Consider the following 16,738-nt stretch of genomic DNA (forward strand, 5'->3'; position numbering starts at 1 on the left):
TACACCCGGACTCCCTCCGGTCACACCCTGTGAGGCACTTCCGCGACCAGTTGGAGTTCCGATCGCCCAGTGTGCCACGCAACCCGCCGGGAGTATCCGGGAACGCCGGGATGCGTCTGGCCGATCACACCGCGTTCGGCGCGGCGACCCCGGAATGCAGGTAGCGTTTACTGCCGTGCCGGACTCCCATCTCCCACCAGTGGACGAACTGCTCAGCATCGCGGTCAACGCTCTCGGCGGGAGCGAACGGCAGGGCCAGCTCACCATGGTCCGCGCGGTGCAGAAGGCCATCGACGACGGAGAGCACCTGGCCGTCCAGGCGGGCACGGGCACCGGCAAGTCCCTGGCCTATCTCGTGCCCTCGATCCGGCACGCCATGGACAGCGACTCCCCCGTCGTCATCTCCACCGCCACCATCGCGCTGCAGCGCCAGCTGGTCGACCGCGACCTGCCCCGGCTGGCCGAGACGCTGGCCAAGGAGCTGCCGCACGAGCCGACGTTCGCCATACTCAAGGGCCGCCGCAACTACCTGTGCCGCTACAAGGCGACGGCGGGCTGGCCCGAGGAGGACGAGCAGGACCAGCTCTTCGACCCGCGCGAGGTGAGCGCGACCGGCCGCATGGTGCAGCGCATCCAGGAGTGGGCCGAGCAGACCGAGACCGGCGACCGCGACGAGCTGGTGCCGGGCGTCAGCGAGCAGGCGTGGCGGCAGTTCTCCGTGAGCGCCCAGGAGTGCCTGGGCGCCACCCGCTGCCCCAGCGGGGCCGAGTGCTTCGCCGAGCTGGCCAGGGCGCGGGCCGGCGAGGTCGACGTCGTCGTCACCAACCACGCGCTGCTGGCCATCGACGCCATGGGCGACCTGCCGGTCCTGCCCGAGCACGAGGTCGTGGTGGTGGACGAGGCCCACGAGCTGGTCGACCGGGTCACCTCGGTGGTCACCGCGGAGCTGTCGGAGGCGTCGGTCATGCTGGCCGTGCGCCGGGTCGGCCGCCTGATCGACCAGCCCATCGCCGACCAACTCATGGAGGCCGGCGAAGACCTCAAGGCGCTGCTGGCCGCCGCCCCGCCCGGCCGCATCGACGAGCTGCCGCAGGTGCTCGGGCTGACCCTGCAGCTCATCCGCGACACGGCCTGGCGCTGCATCACCGCCATGGGCCCGCGCAACGCCGACAAGGACGACCCCGACAAGGCGGGCCAGCGCAAGGCCGCGTTCACCGCGCTCGACGAGGTGCACGACACGGCGGTGCGCATGCTCGACGCCTACGGGCACGCCTCCGAGGCCGACCGGGCCGAGGTGGTCTGGCTCGACGGCGCCACCGACCGCCGCCCGCCCTCCCTGCGCGTCGCGCCGCTCACCGTCAGCGGCATGCTCCGCGACAAGCTGTTCGGCGAGCGCACGGTGGTGCTCACCTCGGCCACCCTGGCGCTCGGCGGCACGTTCGACGCGCTGGCGGCGCAGTGGGGGCTCGCCGAGGGCAAGTGGCAGGGCATCGACGTCGGCTCCCCGTTCGACCACCCCCGCGCCGGCATCCTGTACGTCGCCAAACACCTGCCCCAGCCCGGCCGCGACGGGCTCCCGCAGCAGTACCTCGACGAGATCACCGAGCTCATCGAGGCCGCCGGCGGCCGCACGCTCGGCCTGTTCTCCTCCATGCGCGCCGCCAAGGCCGCCACCGAAGCGCTGCGCGACCGCCTGGACGTGCCGCTGCTGTGCCAGGGCGACGACTCGACGATGCTCCTGGTCAAGCAGTTCTCCGAGGACGAGCCGACCTGCCTGTTCGGCACGCTGTCGCTCTGGCAGGGCGTCGACGTCCCCGGCCCGTCGCTCAGGCTGGTCATCATCGACCGCGTCCCCTTCCCCCGCCCCGACGACCCCCTCACCTCGGCCAGGCAACGCCACGTGGCGGCCAGGGGCGGCAACGGCTTCATGGCGGTGGCGGCCAACCACGCCGCGCTCCTGCTGGCCCAGGGCGCCGGCCGCCTCCTGCGCGCCCAGGACGACAAGGGCGTCATCGCGGTCCTGGACCCCCGGCTCGCCACGGCCCGCTACAGCGGCTTCCTGCTGAACTCCCTCCCCCCGTTCTGGCGCACCACAGACCCGTCCGTCCCCCGCGCCGCCCTGAAGCGCCTCACAGCCGACCCCTCCTGACCCGCCGGGGCCTGGCAGGCCCATCGGGGCAGAGCGAGCACGCGCAGGGGCTCCACGGCACCGGCTCGAACAGCGGGCCGCGTTGTGTCGCACGACGGGCTTCGCACGCCACGCGGCATCACGCGTCTCAGCGTCGCGTGGCGGGTGCGGCGAGGCTCCGGGGCGTGCGTCCGATTGCGGAGCGAGCCGCGCCGCACGGCGACCACGGCACGACCGCGCGCCTCCCGGCGCCGGTACGGCGAGCAGCCGTACCGGCGGACCCGGCGCGACGTGTGCGGCGGGAAGGGGTTGAACCACGGACCCGGTCAACGACGCGCCGTGACGGCCGGCCGGCCCCGTGCGGGTCCAGAGGCGTCCCCCTGGAGGCCCTCAGCCCCGAACGGCGGGTGGCGCCACGCCGGCCTGCCGTAACAAAAGAAAAGGTTCTACGACCAGGGAGCGAGATCGGGACGCTTCGGAGACAGCCCATCCCCCGAAGACACCCCTCGGAGTCGGCGGGACACCCACGGCACCAGATGCTCGCGAAGCCACTGAGCGTCCTCGCGCCGCCGCGCCCGCGGATCCACCGCCCGGTCCGGCCACTCCTTGCGCCAGTCCTCGAACGGCACCCCCAGCACATCGAGCACCCGGGCGGCCACGAGCCGGTGCCCGTCCTCGTTCATGTGCAGCCGATCGGGGCTCCACGCCCGCCAGTCACGCAGCCCCTGCATGGACCACTGATCGACGAGCCGGCACCCGTACAGGTCGGCGATGGACCGCACGTGCAGGTAGAAGACGGCGAACCGGCCGCGCAGCCGCCGCATCAGCGGCGTGTCCCGCGGGTCCACGCCCGTGAACAGCACCACCTCCGCCCCGCAGCCCCGCAGGTCCCGCACGGCCCTGGCGAGCTTCTTGGCCATCACGTCGGGGTCGCTGCCGGGCCGCAGCAGATCGTTCCCGCCGGCGCAGAAGCTGACCAGGTCGGGCGCCATGTCCACGGCCAGCGGCACCTGCTCGGCCACGATCTGGTCGATCAGCTTGCCGCGCACGGCCAGGTTGGCGTAGCGGAAGGAGGGGTCGTCGGCGGCGAGCCGCTCGGCCACCCGGTCGGCCCAGCCACGGTAGTGCCCGTCCGGCCCGGGATCGTTCAGTCCTTCTGTGAAGCTGTCGCCGAGGGCGACGAAGGACTTGTAGTGCCTCATGAGGTGGTGTTCATCTCCGAGATAGCGTGCAGCGCAAGGACGTACGACTGTAGTCCGAACCCCGCGATGGTGCCCGTCGCCACCCCGGCCACGACAGAGGTATGGCGAAACTCTTCCCTGGCCGCGGGGTTGGAGATGTGCACCTCGATGAGCGGGGCGGTGCGCTGGGCGATGGCGTCGCGCAGCGCGTAGGAGTAATGCGTGAAAGCGGCCGGATTGAGCACGACCGGGATCTGGCCGTCGCACGCCTCGTGGATCCACCCGATCAGCTCGGCCTCGGAGTCGGTCTGGCGCACCTCGACGTCGTGGCCGAGCTTCCCGCCGGTCTCGCGGCAGAGGTCGACGAGGTCCTCGTACGTGCCGGCCCCGTAGACGGAGGGCTCACGCTTGCCGAGCCGGCCCAGGTTGGGCCCGTTGAGCACGAGGATCATGCCGAGATCTCCTTGTAGGCGGCTTCGAGCAGCTCTTCTGCCGGGCCTTCGAGGCGGCCCGGCCTGGCCAGGTCGTCGAGCACGACGAACCGCTGCTTGGCTCCGCGGTTCTTCTTGTCCAGGCGCATGTGGTCGCGCAGCCGGGGCCAGGCGTCGGCGTGGTAGGTGGTGGGCAGGCCGACGGCGGTGAGGATGGCGCGGGTGCGGGCGACGACGTCGGCGCGGCCGGAGAGCCTGGACAGCTCGGCGGCGTAGACCATGCCGATGGCGACGGCCTCGCCGTGGCGGATGCCGTAGTGCTGGTCGCGTTCGATGGCGTGGGCGAGCGTGTGACCGTAGTTGAGGATCTCGCGCAGCCCGGCCTCGCGCAGGTCGGCGCCCACGACGTCGGCCTTGACCTGGATCTTGCGTTCGATCAGCTCGCGGGTGTGGGGGCCGTCGGGGCGGGTGGCGGCCTCCGGGTCGGACTCGATGAGCCGCAGGATCTCGGGGTCGGCGATGAAGCCGCCCTTGATGATCTCGGCCAGGCCCGCGACGTAGTCGGCCTTCGGCATGCCGGCCAGCGTGGACAGCTCGCACAGCACGCCCGCGGGGGGCAGGAAGGTGCCGACGAGGTTCTTGCCCTCGGGCGTGTCGATGCCGTTCTTGCCGCCGACCGCCGCGTCGACCATGGCCAGCAGCGTCGTGGGCACGAGCACGACCTGCACGCCGCGCAGCCACGTGGCGGCCACGAACCCGGCCAGGTCCGTCGTCGCGCCGCCGCCCACGCCGACCACGGCGTCGGAGCGGGTGACGCCGTGGCGGCCCAGCTCGGACCAGAGCCGCGCGGCCACCTCGACGGTCTTGGCCTGCTCGCCGTCGGGCACGGGCAGCTCGACGACCTCGTAGCCGCTGCCGGACAGCGCCTCGCTCACCGGCCGGGTGATCCCGGGCAGGGTCTGCGGGCCGATCACCGCGACGGTGCGCACGCCGGGCTTGAACAGCGTGGTCAGCTCCGCCAGCACGCCGGTGCCGACCACCACGTCGTACGGGCTGTCGCCGCGTACGTGGATTCGCGTCGCGGCCGTCGCGCTCTCGTCCGGGGTCGTCATGCGGGCAGGCCCTTCATGATCTCGTCGGCGAGCTCTTCCGGCTCGCGCTTGTCCGTCACCACGGTCGTCACGGCCAGCCGCTCGTAGACCGGCCGCCGCTCCTCCATGAGCTTCTTGAGCTGGCTGCGCGGGTTGAGCACCAGCAGCGGCCTGGCCGCCGCGAGCCCGACCCGCTGGACCGCGTCGGACAGCCCGACCTGGAGGTAGACGACGTGGTGACCGGCGAGCAGGGCCTGGGTCTCCTCGTGCAGCACGGCGCCGCCGCCGAGGGACAGGATGCCGTCGTGCTCGGCCAGCGCGCGGCGTACGGCCTCGTGCTCCAGCTCGCGGAAGCGGGCCTCGCCGTCCTCGACGAAGATGTCGGCGACGGACTTGCCCGCCACGGCCTCGACGTCGGCGTCGGTGTCGCGGAATTCGACGCCGAGCCGCTCGGCCAGCAGCCGCCCGAGCGTGCTCTTGCCGGACCCGGGCGGGCCGATCAGCACAGCGCGTGTCATTTGATCACCATGGAAGAGAGGTATCCGGACAGGTTGCGGGCGACTTCCTCGACGGAGTCGCCACCGAACTTCTCGATCGCCGCGTCGGCCAGCACCAGCGCGACCATCGCCTCGGCCACGATGCCCGCGGCCGGGACGGCGCACACGTCGGAGCGCTCGTGGTGGGCCTTGGCGGCCTCGCCGGTCTTGACGTCGATCGTGGCCAGCGCCCTGGGAACGGTGGAGATCGGCTTCATCGCGGCGCTGACCCGCAGGATCTCGCCGTTGGTCATGCCGCCTTCGAGGCCGCCCGCGCGGTTGGTGATGCGGCGCACCCCGTCCTCGGTGGTGTACTCGATCTCGTCGTGGGCGCGGGAGCCGGGCCTGCGCGCGGTCTCGAAGCCGTCGCCGACCGCGACGCCCTTGATCGCCTGGATGCCCATGAGCGCGCCGGCGAGCCTGGAGTCGAGCCTGCGGTCCCAGTGCGTGTAGCTGCCCAGGCCGGGCGGCAGGCCGTAGGCGAGGACCTCGACGACGCCGCCGAGCGTGTCGCCGTCCTTGTGCGCCTTGTCGATCACGGCGACCATCGCGGCGCTGCCCTCGGGGTCGGAGCACCTGACCGGGTCGTCGTCGATCCTGGCCAGGTCGCCGGGGCCCGGCAGGGTCTCGGCCGGGGTGCGCGCGCCGCCGATCTCGGTGACGTGGCTGACGATGTCGACGCCGAGCGCCTGCTTCAGGAAGCGCCTGGCGACCTCGCCGAGCGCCACCCGGGCGGCGGTCTCGCGGGCGCTGGCCCGGTCGAGCACGTTGCGGGCGTCGTCGAAGCCGTACTTCTGCATGCCCGCCAGGTCGGCGTGGCCGGGGCGGGGGCGCGACCGCGGGGCGTTGCGGGCCAGGCCGTCCAGCTCGTCCGGGTCGACCGGGTCGGCCGCCATGACCTTCTCCCACTTGGGCCACTCGGTGTTGCCCACGCGGACCGCGACCGGGCTGCCCATCGTGCGCCCGTGGCGGACGCCTCCGACGATCGTCACCTGGTCCTGCTCGAACTTCATCCGCGCGCCGCGCCCGTAGCCGAGCCTGCGGCGGCGCAGGGCCTCGTCGATGGCGGCCGTGGTCACCTCCACCCCGGCCGGCAGGCCTTCGAGGATGGCGACGAGTTCGGGGCCGTGGGACTCTCCGGCGGTCAACCAGCGCAACATACGTACAAGTCTTCCACGTACGGCCTAGTGAGATGTCCCTCGGTCACGATGCGAGACAGAGTGTCGGCAGCGTCCCGAGCAGCATGAAGGTGCCGAAGGGGAACTGGGTGTGCCTGGTGGCGCGCCCCGTCACCAGCAGGCAGAGCGCGTAGAGCGCGCCGAGCAGCTGCCCGCAGAACGCCGCCGCCACCAGGGCCTGCCAGCTCAGCGCGGCGCCGGCCATGCCGATCAGCCCGGCGATCTTGACGTCGCCGAGGCCCATCGCCTCCGGTCGCAGGAGCCACAGCAGCCCGTACACCGCGGTCAGCGCCGCCCCGCCGGCCAGCGCCCTGGGCAGTTCTCCCGTCGGGAGCAGCGCCAGCGCCATGATCGGGTACGCCGGGAGCGTGATCGCGTCGGGCAGCGTGCTGGTACGCCAGTCGATGACGGCCAGCGCGACGGCGATCACGGCGAAGCACACGTACGGCGGCCCGGCCCGCCAGGCGACCAGCGCGGCCACGGCGGCGCTGACCAGCTCCAGGGCCGGCCACCGGCGGGCGGGGGCCAGGGCTTCGCCGTCGCCGGCTGAGTAGGAGGCGGCCAGGGCCCTGATGCGGTCTCCGCAGACGAGGCCGGCGAGCGCCATGAGTGCCACCATCCCGCCGACGCTAGCCGCGCCCGGCCGTCACCCTCGCGCCGCCATACACATCCGGCATGAAGATCCGGGAAAGAGACCAGGAGGCCGAGCGGCAGGGCGCGGGGATCGCCGCCCCGCCAAGGCCCCCGGGCGTGCCGCTGTCAGCGTCGCCGCGAGAACCAGCGGCGTTTGCGCGGCGGCGCGGCCTCCACCCTGGCCACCGTCACGCCGGACAGCTCGTTCACGGTGCCGGACTCGACCGCGGCCAGCGCCGCCAGCACCTCCCCCTCGATCACGAACTGCACCGGCCCCGCCACGTCCACCACGACGGCCGCCGCCCGCTCCTGCACGGCGGCCTGGCAGACCTGCAGCGTGGTGGCCTGGATCGGCCGCGCGTCGGGCCGCCACCGGGTGAGCGCCTCCGTGCCGGTGAACGCGAGCACCGCCTGCCTGCCGTCCTGCCCGACGAGCTTGGGCAGCGCCATCTCGCTCTCCTTCTCCTGCCGCAGCCCGTGCTCGCCCACCTCGGACTCGGTCAGCAGCGCGACGACGGGCACCAGCAGGCGGGCGCCGCCGAGCGCGTTCAGCACTTCGGCGGGGCCGGCCGTGCCGTCCTGGTAGGCGGCCAGCGCGGCGGCGACGGCGGGGGCGGCGCTGCCGTCGTCGTTCGGGTCAAGGGGTTGCGGGATGCTCGGCACAGCGTCCGAGACTACCCGCGCCCGCCACCGCCCCCGATCCCGGTCACCTTCGCGCCTCACCGCCTCGATTCGGGCTACCTGCGACCGGCACGGCCCCGATCCCGGTTGCTCACGCCGTCGCCGCCCCCGATCCGGGCCCGGATCGCGTGCACCGCCGCGGCCAGCACGGGCGGCACGGTGATCACGATCACCACGGCGTCGGTGATCCGCTCGGCCGCCGCGTCCAGCACCAGCCAGCCGAGCAGCGGCGCGAGCAGCGCCCACGTCCGCAGGTCCGACCGCACGACCCAGCGCAGGCACCGCGTCGCCGCCCGTCCGACCGCTGCGGCACGTTCCGCCACAGCGGTCCGCCGGTCCCGGACGGCCGCACGTCCCCCGCCCGCGAGGGCGGCTTGCCCGCGCAGCGTCAGCGCCATGCGCGGCATGCCCGCCAGCAGCCGGAACGTGAACCTGTACCGGGCTCTCCCGACGGGGAGTGCGAGCAACTCGCCCAGCCACTCCTCCAGCCACCTGGCCCGGGCCGCGGCCGGAAGCATGATCGCCCCCGCTGTGATGGCCCCGAAGAAGGCTCGGGCGCCACCAGCCCCGGACAGGTTCGCCATGGCCAGCCGCCGCAGCTCCTCCTCGACCTCTGGGAGCCCCAGCCGACCCGCAAGGGGAACGAGGACGTCCAGACTCTCCTGGGCCTTGACCCGCCGCTTCTCCCAGGACAGGCCACCGCTTGTGCGCTGGTTGTGCAGCCGGTCCGCGAGCTTCAGCGTGAGCACGCGTTCGTCCGTCGTGACAGGCCAGTCGGGCGGTCGGCGTCCGGCGTCATCGAGCGTCCACATGCCACGCACCAGGTTGGTGATCGACTCGCCGAACTCCGCCGCCAGCTCCTCCTCCGTGCAGGCGGTGTCGTCCAGCACGTCGTGGAGCAGCGCCGCGCAGAACATCTCGTGGTCCAGGTCCAGATCTGCCAGGATCACCGCGACCGCGACCGGATGGGTGATGTAAGGGCTCCCGTCGAGGCGGAACTGCCCGCTGTGCCAGCGGTCGGCGACCTCGTACGCACGTCGCACCAGACGCAGGCGTTCGCCTGTCAGCGAGCCGCCCACGGCCGTCAGCAGCGGCTGCAGGTGCCCGTTCACGACGAGCCTCCTACGGGGCCCGCCACCCAGCCCGGCACCCGCTGCCTGCGCGACCTGTAAGCCTTCGCGATCGCCTCGCGCGCCTGCTGCGCCCCGTCCGTGGTGACCCGGTAGTAGCGGCGCCGCGGCCGTCCCTCGGCCACGTGGGTCCCGGGGTCCTCCCACCGGCTCTCCACCCAGCCGGCCTGCTCCAGCCGCGCCAGGATCGGGTAGAGCGTGCCGCTGGGCAAGCCTGCGAGGTCGCACAGCTCCAGCCCGTAACGTTCGCACAGGGGATCGGCCAGGAAGGCCCGCAGGACCGCCTGTGTCGGCATGGTCATCCGTAACCCGGCCTGCATGTCCCGTACTCTACATAGGTAGATGTACGCAGACCGTCACCCGAACGGTACGAGTTGTGTGACCCCCGCAGCAGGGCCCAGGAGTCACCCCAGGTCGGCGATCGCCGCCACCGGCCCGCCCCCGGACGGCCCCTGGTGCACGGCCGCCACCGACACGAACACCGCGGGATCCCCGGTGACCGCGGCGGCCACCCCGCCCACGGCCGCCTTGATCTGCCGGTGCCAGTGCACGTCGGAGTCGTCCAGCATGATGTTGCGCCGCCCCCGCACCCGCCCCGACGGATCGGCCTCGCACTTCATGAACACGTTCACCAGCCGCCCCCCGAGGTCCGACGGATGCGGCCGCTCGGGCAGCGCGAGGCCGGAGTCGCGGATGGCCTCCCAGATCCCGTCGGCGTCCAGCGCGTCCTTCATCACGCTGTGCCCGATGCGGTACCGCCCGCCGATCCCGCGCACGTTCCCCACCAGGACGATCTGCGCCCGGTCCAGCTCGACCCCGGACGAGCACGAGGCGACGGACGAGTACAGCGACAGGTCCTTGTGGATCTGGCCGGCGGACGGCATCTCGATCTCGCCGAGCGCCACGGCGATGCCGAGGGCGGTGGTGGAGTTGGACAGGTCCATCGAGGGGCCGGTCTCCTCGATGGCGGTGTCCTGGCCGCGGCTCCTGGCGTCGGTGATGGTGGCCAGCGTGAGCAGCGGGGTCTTGGTCTGTACGTAGTGCACGTCGCGCGGGTCGTCGATGCCGGCGGTCTTCATGGCCTCGCGGACGCCGGCGGCGACCTTCTCGACCATGGCCGGCCTGCCGATGTCCTCGGGGAGGATGACCTCGCTCATCGCGACGCCGACCGACAGCCGGGGCTCCTCGGTGGCGGGGGCGTCGGCCGTGGTGGCGAAGATGGTGGCGTGCGGGCTGAGGATGCCGTCGGTGCCTCCGGACCACACCAGCGGCACGCTCTCCGGGGCGGGGTGCCCGTGCTCGGCCAGGACCTCGCGGAAGGCGCGGTCGGCGAGGATGCGCGTGTAGTCGTTCACGCCGCCGTTGCCCTCGGTCTTGCCGATGACGGCCAGCACCCGGTCCGCCTCGATCACGCCGTCGGCGATCAGCCTGGACAGGCCGGAGGCGTCGGTGACGCTCTCGATCGGCACCTTGCGTACTTCGATCGGTTCCGGCATGCGTACGCCCTTTCTGCTGGCGGCGGGTCCCCACGCTACCGAGCCGGCCGGCGGGGTTCATGGTCAATGTGTGCCCAGGAACCCCGCCGGCGATGTCAAGGTGCGCTGAGCGCGATCGTGGGCGGCAGGCGGGCGGCGTGGGCTCCGTGGACGATCGGGCCGCCCACCGATCGGCAACTCCGGATGAACGCCATAGGGTCGGGCTGTGATTCGCGAAGCGCACGTCAACGGGATCAGGCTCGTCTACCGGGAGGAAGGCGCCCCCTCCGCTCCTCCGCTGCTGCTGCTGCACGGCCGCACCGCCGACCACAACGACTGGAACGGCATCACCCAGCACTTCGCGGCCCGCTTCCACGTCTTCGCGCCCGACCTGCGCGGCCACGGGGCCAGCGACCATCCCGGCGAGTACGCGCTGCCCGGCATGGCCGCGGACGTCGTCGCCCTGCTCGACCACCTGGGCGCCGAGCGGGTCAGGCTGGTCGGGCACTCGCTCGGCGGCGTGATCGCCTGTCTCGTGGCGGCGGACCGTCCGGACCTGATCGAGCGGCTCGTCCTGGAGGACCCGCCGCCCGCGTACGCGCTCACGGGGCGCCCGCCGATCGTGGAGGACGGCTCGACCGGGTTCGACTGGCGGATGGTGCACGAGACCGAACGGCAGATGCTGGAGCCCGTGTGGGGCGAGGGGCTCGCGAAGATCACGGCGCCCACGCTCGTGCTCTCGGGGACGCTCAGCCCGTTCGAGCCGGACGTGGCGGCGCGGATCCCGGGGGCGGCGCTGGTCAGGATCGAGGCGGGGCATCTGGTCCACATGGACGCCCGCAAGGAGTTCCTGCGCGCGGTGGACGCCTTCCTCGACTAGGCCCGCGGGACGGCCCTGGCGCGCCGTTCTCATCGGGCCGTAACCCGGGTGTCACGTTTCCCGGCCAGGGTAAGTGCGTGGTTGACATGCACCTGCACCAGCGCCTGAGCAGGCTCCGGCTGATGGCGCCCTCGATCGGCCAGTGCGCGGCGGGAGCCGCGCTGGCCTGGCTGGTGGCCAAGGAGCTGCTCGGTCATGCCAGCCCGTTCTTCGCGCCGATCGCGGTGGTGGTGTGCATCGGCGTGGGGCTCGGGCAGCGGCTGCGGCGGGTCGTCGAGCTGGTCGTGGGGGTCAGCCTGGGCGTCGGCGTGGGTGACCTGCTGGTGTCGTGGATCGGCTCGGGCGCCTGGCAGATCGCGCTGGTGGTGGCGCTGGCCATGGCCGTGGCGGTGCTGCTCGACAGCGGCTCGCTGATCGTGCTCCAGGCGGGCTCGTCGGCCGTGCTGGTGGCCACCCTGCTGCCGCCGTCGGGCCTGGGCGGCCTGAACCGGATGCTCGACGCCCTGGTCGGCGGCCTCATGGGGCTGCTGGCCGTGGCGTTGCTGCCCGCCAGCCCGTCGGCGCTGGCCACGCGGCACGCGACCGGGATGTTCGGCGCGCTGGCCGACGCGCTGCGGCAGATCGCCGAGGCGATCGAGCGCTCCGACTCGGCGCTGGCCGCTCGGGCACTGGAGGCGGCGCGGGGCACGCAGACGAGCGTGGAGGAGTTCAAGCAGGCGCTGGAGACCAGCCGCGAGATCGCCACCATCTCGCCGCTGCACCGCCACCGCCGTCCCAGGCTGGAGGGGTACGAGACGGCGGCCGTGCCGCTCGACCACGCGCTGCGCAACGCCAGGGTGCTGGCCAGGCGGGCGATCGTGGCGCTCGACGGCTCCAGCGCGCTGCCGCCCTGGCTGCCGGGGGCGCTGCGCGAGCTGGCCGACGCGACCCTGCTGCTGCGCGATGAGCTGGCCACCGGCAGGCCTCCCGAGCGGGCGGGCCTGGCGATCCTGTCCGTGGCGTCGCGGCAGGGGGCGCAGCGGTGGGGGTTCTCGGCGGACGTGATGATCGCCCAGCTCCGGTCGATCATCGTGGACCTGCTCCAGGCGACGGGCACCGAGCGCGAGGAGGCCGTCGCCGCGCTCCCGCCCCTCGACGTCGCGCCCGAGCCGCCTCCGGCGGACCCCCAGGGGCCCTCCACCCCCACACCTGACGAAAAGGACTTAGCCGGGGCAAACGTGACCTTACTGTCATAAAGATCCGCCATGGTGGAGAGGTGCTAACCAGGCTCAGCGATCTTGTGAAGGAACGGCTGGGCACGTTCGGCCTGACGGCGCCGTCGATCGCGCAGTGCGCGGTGGGCGCCGCCCTGGCCTGGACCGCCGCCGTCGAGCTGCTCGGCCACCCCGCCCCGTTCTTCGCCCCCATCTCCGTGCTGATCTGCGTGGGCGTCGGCCTCGGGCAGCGGCTGCGGCGGGTCGTCGAGCTGGTCGTCGGGGTCAGCCTGGGGGTCGGGGTCGGCGACCTGCTGGTGTCGTGGATCGGCTCGGGCGCCTGGCAGCTCGCGCTGGTGGTGGGGCTGGCCATGACGGTGGCCGTGCTGCTCAACAGCGGAGCCCTGTTCGTCGCGCAGGCGGGCTCGTCGGCCGTGCTGGTGGCCACCCTGGTGCCGGGCGACGGCGTCGGCGGGCTCGACCGCATGGCCGACGCGCTCACGGGCGGCCTCATCGGGATCGCGGCGGTGGCGCTGCTGCCCGCCAGCCCGTTCACCCTCGCCGCCAAGCACCTGTCGGGGGTGCTCGACGCGCTGTCCACGGTGCTGGAGCGGGCGGCGGAGGCCATCGAGAAACGCGACGCGGACCTGGCGGCCGAGGCCCTGGAGGAGGCGCGCACGACGCAGGCGGCGGTGGAGGAGTTCGAGGCGGCCCTGGAGACCAGCAAGGAGATCACGATGATCTCGCCGCTGCACTGGCACCGGCGGGCCCGCCTGGCCCGCTACGAGACCGCGGCCGTGCCCGTGGACCTGGCGCTGCGTAACGCCAGGGTGCTGAGCAGGCGCACCCTGGCCTCGCTCGGGGAGGCCAGCCCGCCCCCTGCCGCGCTGGCCGAGGCGATGCGCGAGGTCTCGGAGGCGGCGCTGCTGCTGCAACTGGAGCTGGGCGCCGGCCGGGAGCCGACCCTGGCCCGGCAGGCGCTGCTGGCGGTCGCGGCCCGGGAACGGCCCGAGGGCCTGGGGTTCTCGGCACACGTGATCATCGCCCAGTTGCGGTCCGTGGTGGTGGATCTGCTGCAGGCGACGGGGATGGAACACGAGGAGGCGACGGCGGCGCTGACGCCGCTGGACGAGGCAGGGGTCGGCGACGAGGCCACGCGGCGCGGCTGAGGAGCCCGCGCGTGCTCAGGTGAAGGTGCGCAGGACGTCGGCGATCTCGTCCACCTCGGCGAGCTTGCCGGAGGCGACCGCGATGACGAGGTCGTAGGCGGAGTCGTCGTCGGTGTCGAGCTCGACGCCGTTGTAGCGGAGGAAGACGTCCGTCACGAGCCACGACAGGCGCTTGTTGCCGTCGATGAGCGGGTGGTTGACCGCCACCGACTGCAGCAGGGCGGCGGCCTTGGTGATCAGATCAGGGTAGGCCTCCTGCCCGAACATGGACGAGCTCGGCCGGTGCACCGCCGAATCGAGGAGGCCGAGGTCCTTGACGACACGGACGTCGCCGAGCTCGGCCTCCACCAGCTCGAGAACCTGCTCGAGCGTGAGGTAGCGGGTCATTCGCCGAGCCGATCGAGGACCGTCCGCCAGCGCTCCCTGGACTTGGCCCCGAGGCGGCGTACCTCCTCGTCGGCGCTGTGCCGCGCGAGATACTCCTCGACGGCTGCCAGCACGACTTGCTGCATGCTCCGCCCTTCGGCCTCCGCGCGCTTGCGGAGGGCTTCGGTCTGCTCGTCACTCAAGCGAAGGGTCATGGCCATGCCCCCATCGTAGACGCGAGGTGGTATCACCGCGATACCATGACGGAGAGTTTACCATCGGCTACTTTCCGTTGAACAAGTTTTCGCAAGCCTGGGTGCGTTCCTCCTAGGAACTTCTCACCGCTCCCTCAACCCCTCCGGCCTCGGCAGACTCGTCGTCGTCGCCACCCGGCGGCGGCATGACCACGGAGGTTGGAAGCGAACATGATCGGCAAAGTGCTGCTCGCCATCGGCGTGCTCACCGCGATGACCGCCTGCGCCGACGGTGGCCGCGGGTCCAAGCAGGCGCCGCAGCGCGCGAGCGCCGCCCCGCACCCGTACGTCGGCATGTGGGTCACCGCCGACGGGCGCATCAGGCAGGAACTGCTGCCCGACGGCCGCTACGAGGAGGAGCGCGACGGCCGCAAGCGCGCCTACACCGGCCGGTACACCGTCACCGGCAGCCACCTCGACTACTTCGACGACGCCGGGTTCACCGCCACCGGCGACGTCCGTGACGGCGTGCTCTACCACGAGCACCTCGTGCTCCACCGGGAGCGGTGACGTCCGGCGGGCACGCGGGCCGGCGGCGGGTGGGGGCCGCCGCCGGCCGCGAGGTCACGGCAGGGCGGGGTACGGTTCGGTGACGCGGTACAGGGCCGTGTCACCGTCGGAGCTCACCCGGCGGAACCCGGCCTTCTCGAGCACGCGGACCGACGGCGGGTTCGACAGTTCCACGTTGGCGAACACCGTGTGCACCCCCTGCGCGGTCAGGGCGAACGCCGCCAGGGCCCGGGTGGCCTCGGAGGCGTAGCCGCGGCCCCGGCGGGAGGCGACGATGCCGTACCCGAGCTCGACCGCGCCGTCCTGGGGAGGCCAGAACAGGCCGATCGAGCCGACCACCAGCCCGCTGTCGCGCTCGACGATCTGACGGTGGCCGTGGACGTCCAGCCAGGCCGGGTGCTCGGCGAACAGGCCGGCGATGACCTGGTCGCCTTCGGCCGGGAAGTCCCCGGCCCAGTGCCCGGGCCGGGCGCCGTCCAGGACCGCCGCCACCTCATCGGGTGTCCAGACCCGAAGGAGGAGACGGTCGGTGGTCAGGTCGGCGCCGGCCGGGGTAAGGAAAGAACTCACGTGACACTCCTGGTCGTTGAGAGGACGACCGGGCCGCGAGCGACCTGCTCAAGCGGACCGGCCGAGGGCATGCTGAACACAGCCGTCGGCAGCCATATTCATCAGCCCCCTCTCCTCCAGAAGTGATCCGCCCCACCTTAACAGGGGTCAGGAGGACAGGCGCTTCAGCCGGGTGACCGCCTCGTCGATGACCTCGTCCTTCTTGCAGAAGGCGAACCGTACGAAGTGCCGCCCCCGCTCCGGATGGTCGTAGAACACCTGCGTGGGAATGGCCACCACCCCGGCCAGCTCGGGCAGCCGCCGCGTCAGGTCCAGGCCGTCGGAGAAGCCCAGCGGCCGGATGTCGGTCTGCACGAAGTACGTCCCCGCCGGCCGCAGCACCGAGAAGCCCGCCGCCGACAGCCCCTCCATGAGCCGGTCGCGCTTGTCCTGGAGCCCGGCCCGGAGCGCGGCCACCCACTCCAGCTCGTGCCGGAGCCCGTACGCCACCGCGAGCTGCCACGGCGCGCTCGCCGTGAACGTGAGGAACTGCTTGACCGTCTGCACCGCCGTGACCATCGCGGGGGGCGCGCACACCCAGCCCGTCTTCCATCCGGTGACCGAGAACGTCTTCCCCGCGGACGAGATCATGACCGTGCGCTCCCGCATCCCGGGCAGCGTGGCCATCGGCACGTGCTCGACCCCGTCGAAGGTGAGGTGCTCGTACACCTCGTCCGTGATCGCGATCAGCCCGTGCTCCTGGCAGAGCTCGGCGATGACGGTCAGCTCGGCGCGGGTGAAGACCGTGCCCGTGGGGTTGTGCGGGGAGTTGACCAGGACGGCGCGGGTGCGCGGGGTGACGGCGGCGCGCAGCTCGTCGGGGTCGAAGGTGAAGCGGCCGTCGACCGGCCTGAGCGTGACGGCCACCAGCCGGGCCTGGGCCAGGGCGATGGAGGCGGCGTAGGAGTCGTAGTAGGGCTCGAAGGCGATCACCTCGTCACCCGGCTCGCACAGGGCGAGCACGCTCGCCGCCACCGCCTCGGTGGCGCCCACCGTGACCATGATCTCGCCCACCGGGTCGTAGGTGAGGCCGTAGTGCGCCGCCCGGTGCTCCGAGACCGCCTGCCGCAGCTCCAGCACGCCCGGCCCGGGCGGGTACTGGTTGGCGCCCGCGCCGATGGCCTGGACGGCGCGGTCGAGCATCGCGGCCGGCCCGTCGGTGTCGGGGAAGCCCTGGCCGAGGTTGATCGACCCGGTCTGGACGGCGAGTGCGCTCATCTCCGCGAAAATGGTCGTACCGAAGGTGCGCATCCTGCTGACAAGTGGTTCGGTCACGGCTCCACACTATTAGTC

19 protein-coding genes are annotated in these 16,738 nt (G+C 72.6%); 5 read left to right on the forward strand and 14 right to left on the reverse strand.

Translation table 11 applies throughout. From position 1 onward, the window contains the following. Positions 1-154 precede the first annotated feature (154 nt). Positions 155-2,149: an ATP-dependent DNA helicase gene (locus tag ACBJ32_RS14745; RefSeq protein WP_375127186.1), complete on the forward strand. Its 1,995-nt coding sequence runs from the start codon at positions 155-157 to the stop codon at positions 2,147-2,149. Between the two features lie 425 nt (positions 2,150-2,574). Here the strand turns inward: ACBJ32_RS14745 and ACBJ32_RS14750 are convergent, their stop codons facing one another. The 10 genes from ACBJ32_RS14750 to ACBJ32_RS14795 form a co-directional block, all read right to left on the reverse strand. Next, positions 2,575-3,330: an SGNH/GDSL hydrolase family protein gene (locus tag ACBJ32_RS14750; protein ID WP_375127187.1), complete on the reverse strand. Its 756-nt coding sequence runs from the start codon at positions 3,328-3,330 to the stop codon at positions 2,575-2,577. Continuing rightward, positions 3,327-3,761 (reverse strand): type II 3-dehydroquinate dehydratase, encoded by a 435-nt coding sequence (gene aroQ, locus ACBJ32_RS14755; RefSeq protein WP_375127188.1) that lies wholly within the window; start codon positions 3,759-3,761, stop codon positions 3,327-3,329. The genes ACBJ32_RS14750 and aroQ overlap by 4 nt, the downstream gene beginning before the upstream one ends. After that, positions 3,758-4,852, reverse strand: coding sequence for a 3-dehydroquinate synthase (gene aroB, locus ACBJ32_RS14760; RefSeq protein ID WP_357868939.1), 1,095 nt, complete (start codon positions 4,850-4,852; stop codon positions 3,758-3,760). Before aroB ends, aroQ begins: the two co-directional genes overlap by 4 nt. Continuing rightward, positions 4,849-5,349 (reverse strand): shikimate kinase, encoded by a 501-nt coding sequence (locus tag ACBJ32_RS14765; protein ID WP_375127189.1) that lies wholly within the window; start codon positions 5,347-5,349, stop codon positions 4,849-4,851. Before ACBJ32_RS14765 ends, aroB begins: the two co-directional genes overlap by 4 nt. After that, complete coding sequence (aroC, locus tag ACBJ32_RS14770; protein WP_375127190.1) at positions 5,346-6,527, reverse strand: chorismate synthase; 1,182 nt, start codon at positions 6,525-6,527, stop codon at positions 5,346-5,348. Before aroC ends, ACBJ32_RS14765 begins: the two co-directional genes overlap by 4 nt. A 43-nt stretch (positions 6,528-6,570) precedes the next feature. After that, positions 6,571-7,164, reverse strand: a complete 594-nt coding sequence (locus ACBJ32_RS14775; protein WP_375127191.1) for a prepilin peptidase — start codon at positions 7,162-7,164, stop codon at positions 6,571-6,573. Positions 7,165-7,304: 140 nt separating this feature from the next. Next, entirely contained in the window at positions 7,305-7,841 is a 537-nt protein-coding gene (locus ACBJ32_RS14780; protein WP_375127192.1) for an SseB family protein, read from the reverse strand. Between the two features lie 74 nt (positions 7,842-7,915). Further along, on the reverse strand, positions 7,916-8,971 hold the full coding sequence (locus ACBJ32_RS14785) for an HD domain-containing protein (protein WP_375127193.1): 1,056 nt from the start codon (positions 8,969-8,971) through the stop codon (positions 7,916-7,918). Further along, a complete protein-coding gene (locus tag ACBJ32_RS14790) occupies positions 8,968-9,309 on the reverse strand; it encodes a PadR family transcriptional regulator (RefSeq protein WP_375127194.1) in 342 nt (113 codons plus the stop codon). The genes ACBJ32_RS14785 and ACBJ32_RS14790 overlap by 4 nt, the downstream gene beginning before the upstream one ends. An 84-nt stretch (positions 9,310-9,393) precedes the next feature. After that, positions 9,394-10,485 carry a ring-opening amidohydrolase gene (locus tag ACBJ32_RS14795; RefSeq protein ID WP_375127195.1) on the reverse strand — a complete coding sequence of 364 codons (1,092 nt, stop codon included), beginning with the start codon at positions 10,483-10,485 and terminating at the stop codon, positions 9,394-9,396. Positions 10,486-10,690: 205 nt separating this feature from the next. On the opposite strand from ACBJ32_RS14795, the gene ACBJ32_RS14800 reads away from it, so the two are divergent. The 3 genes from ACBJ32_RS14800 to ACBJ32_RS14810 all read left to right on the forward strand — a co-directional run bounded on the left by ACBJ32_RS14800 (position 10,691) and on the right by ACBJ32_RS14810 (position 13,706). Then, positions 10,691-11,344 carry an alpha/beta fold hydrolase gene (locus tag ACBJ32_RS14800; protein ID WP_375127196.1) on the forward strand — a complete coding sequence of 218 codons (654 nt, stop codon included), beginning with the start codon at positions 10,691-10,693 and terminating at the stop codon, positions 11,342-11,344. 86 nt (positions 11,345-11,430) lie between these two features. Then, the gene (locus ACBJ32_RS14805) at positions 11,431-12,579 is read left to right on the forward strand and encodes an aromatic acid exporter family protein (RefSeq protein WP_375127754.1); all 1,149 of its coding nucleotides are present in this window, start codon (positions 11,431-11,433) and stop codon (positions 12,577-12,579) included. Positions 12,580-12,599: 20 nt separating this feature from the next. Next, positions 12,600-13,706: an aromatic acid exporter family protein gene (locus ACBJ32_RS14810; RefSeq protein WP_375127197.1), complete on the forward strand. Its 1,107-nt coding sequence runs from the start codon at positions 12,600-12,602 to the stop codon at positions 13,704-13,706. A gap of 15 nt (positions 13,707-13,721) precedes the next feature. Here ACBJ32_RS14810 and ACBJ32_RS14815 read toward each other — a convergent pair whose 3' ends face one another. Beyond that, positions 13,722-14,093: a type II toxin-antitoxin system death-on-curing family toxin gene (locus ACBJ32_RS14815; protein ID WP_375127198.1), complete on the reverse strand. Its 372-nt coding sequence runs from the start codon at positions 14,091-14,093 to the stop codon at positions 13,722-13,724. Further along, positions 14,090-14,293, reverse strand: coding sequence for an Arc family DNA-binding protein (locus ACBJ32_RS14820; RefSeq protein ID WP_375127199.1), 204 nt, complete (start codon positions 14,291-14,293; stop codon positions 14,090-14,092). The genes ACBJ32_RS14815 and ACBJ32_RS14820 overlap by 4 nt, the downstream gene beginning before the upstream one ends. Positions 14,294-14,497: 204 nt before the next feature. Between ACBJ32_RS14820 and ACBJ32_RS14825 the strand changes: the two genes are divergently transcribed. Next, on the forward strand, positions 14,498-14,836 hold the full coding sequence (locus ACBJ32_RS14825; RefSeq protein ID WP_375127200.1) for an Atu4866 domain-containing protein: 339 nt from the start codon (positions 14,498-14,500) through the stop codon (positions 14,834-14,836). Between the two features lie 54 nt (positions 14,837-14,890). Here ACBJ32_RS14825 and ACBJ32_RS14830 read toward each other — a convergent pair whose 3' ends face one another. Beyond that, a complete protein-coding gene (locus tag ACBJ32_RS14830; RefSeq protein WP_357868902.1) occupies positions 14,891-15,406 on the reverse strand; it encodes a GNAT family N-acetyltransferase in 516 nt (171 codons plus the stop codon). A gap of 147 nt (positions 15,407-15,553) precedes the next feature. Continuing rightward, positions 15,554-16,720: a pyridoxal phosphate-dependent aminotransferase gene (locus tag ACBJ32_RS14835; RefSeq protein WP_375127201.1), complete on the reverse strand. Its 1,167-nt coding sequence runs from the start codon at positions 16,718-16,720 to the stop codon at positions 15,554-15,556. Positions 16,721-16,738 lie beyond the last annotated feature (18 nt).

Origin of the sequence: Nonomuraea sp. GTA35 (genome assembly GCF_041950525.1) — a bacterium.
Lineage (GTDB): Bacteria > Actinomycetota > Actinomycetes > Streptosporangiales > Streptosporangiaceae > Nonomuraea.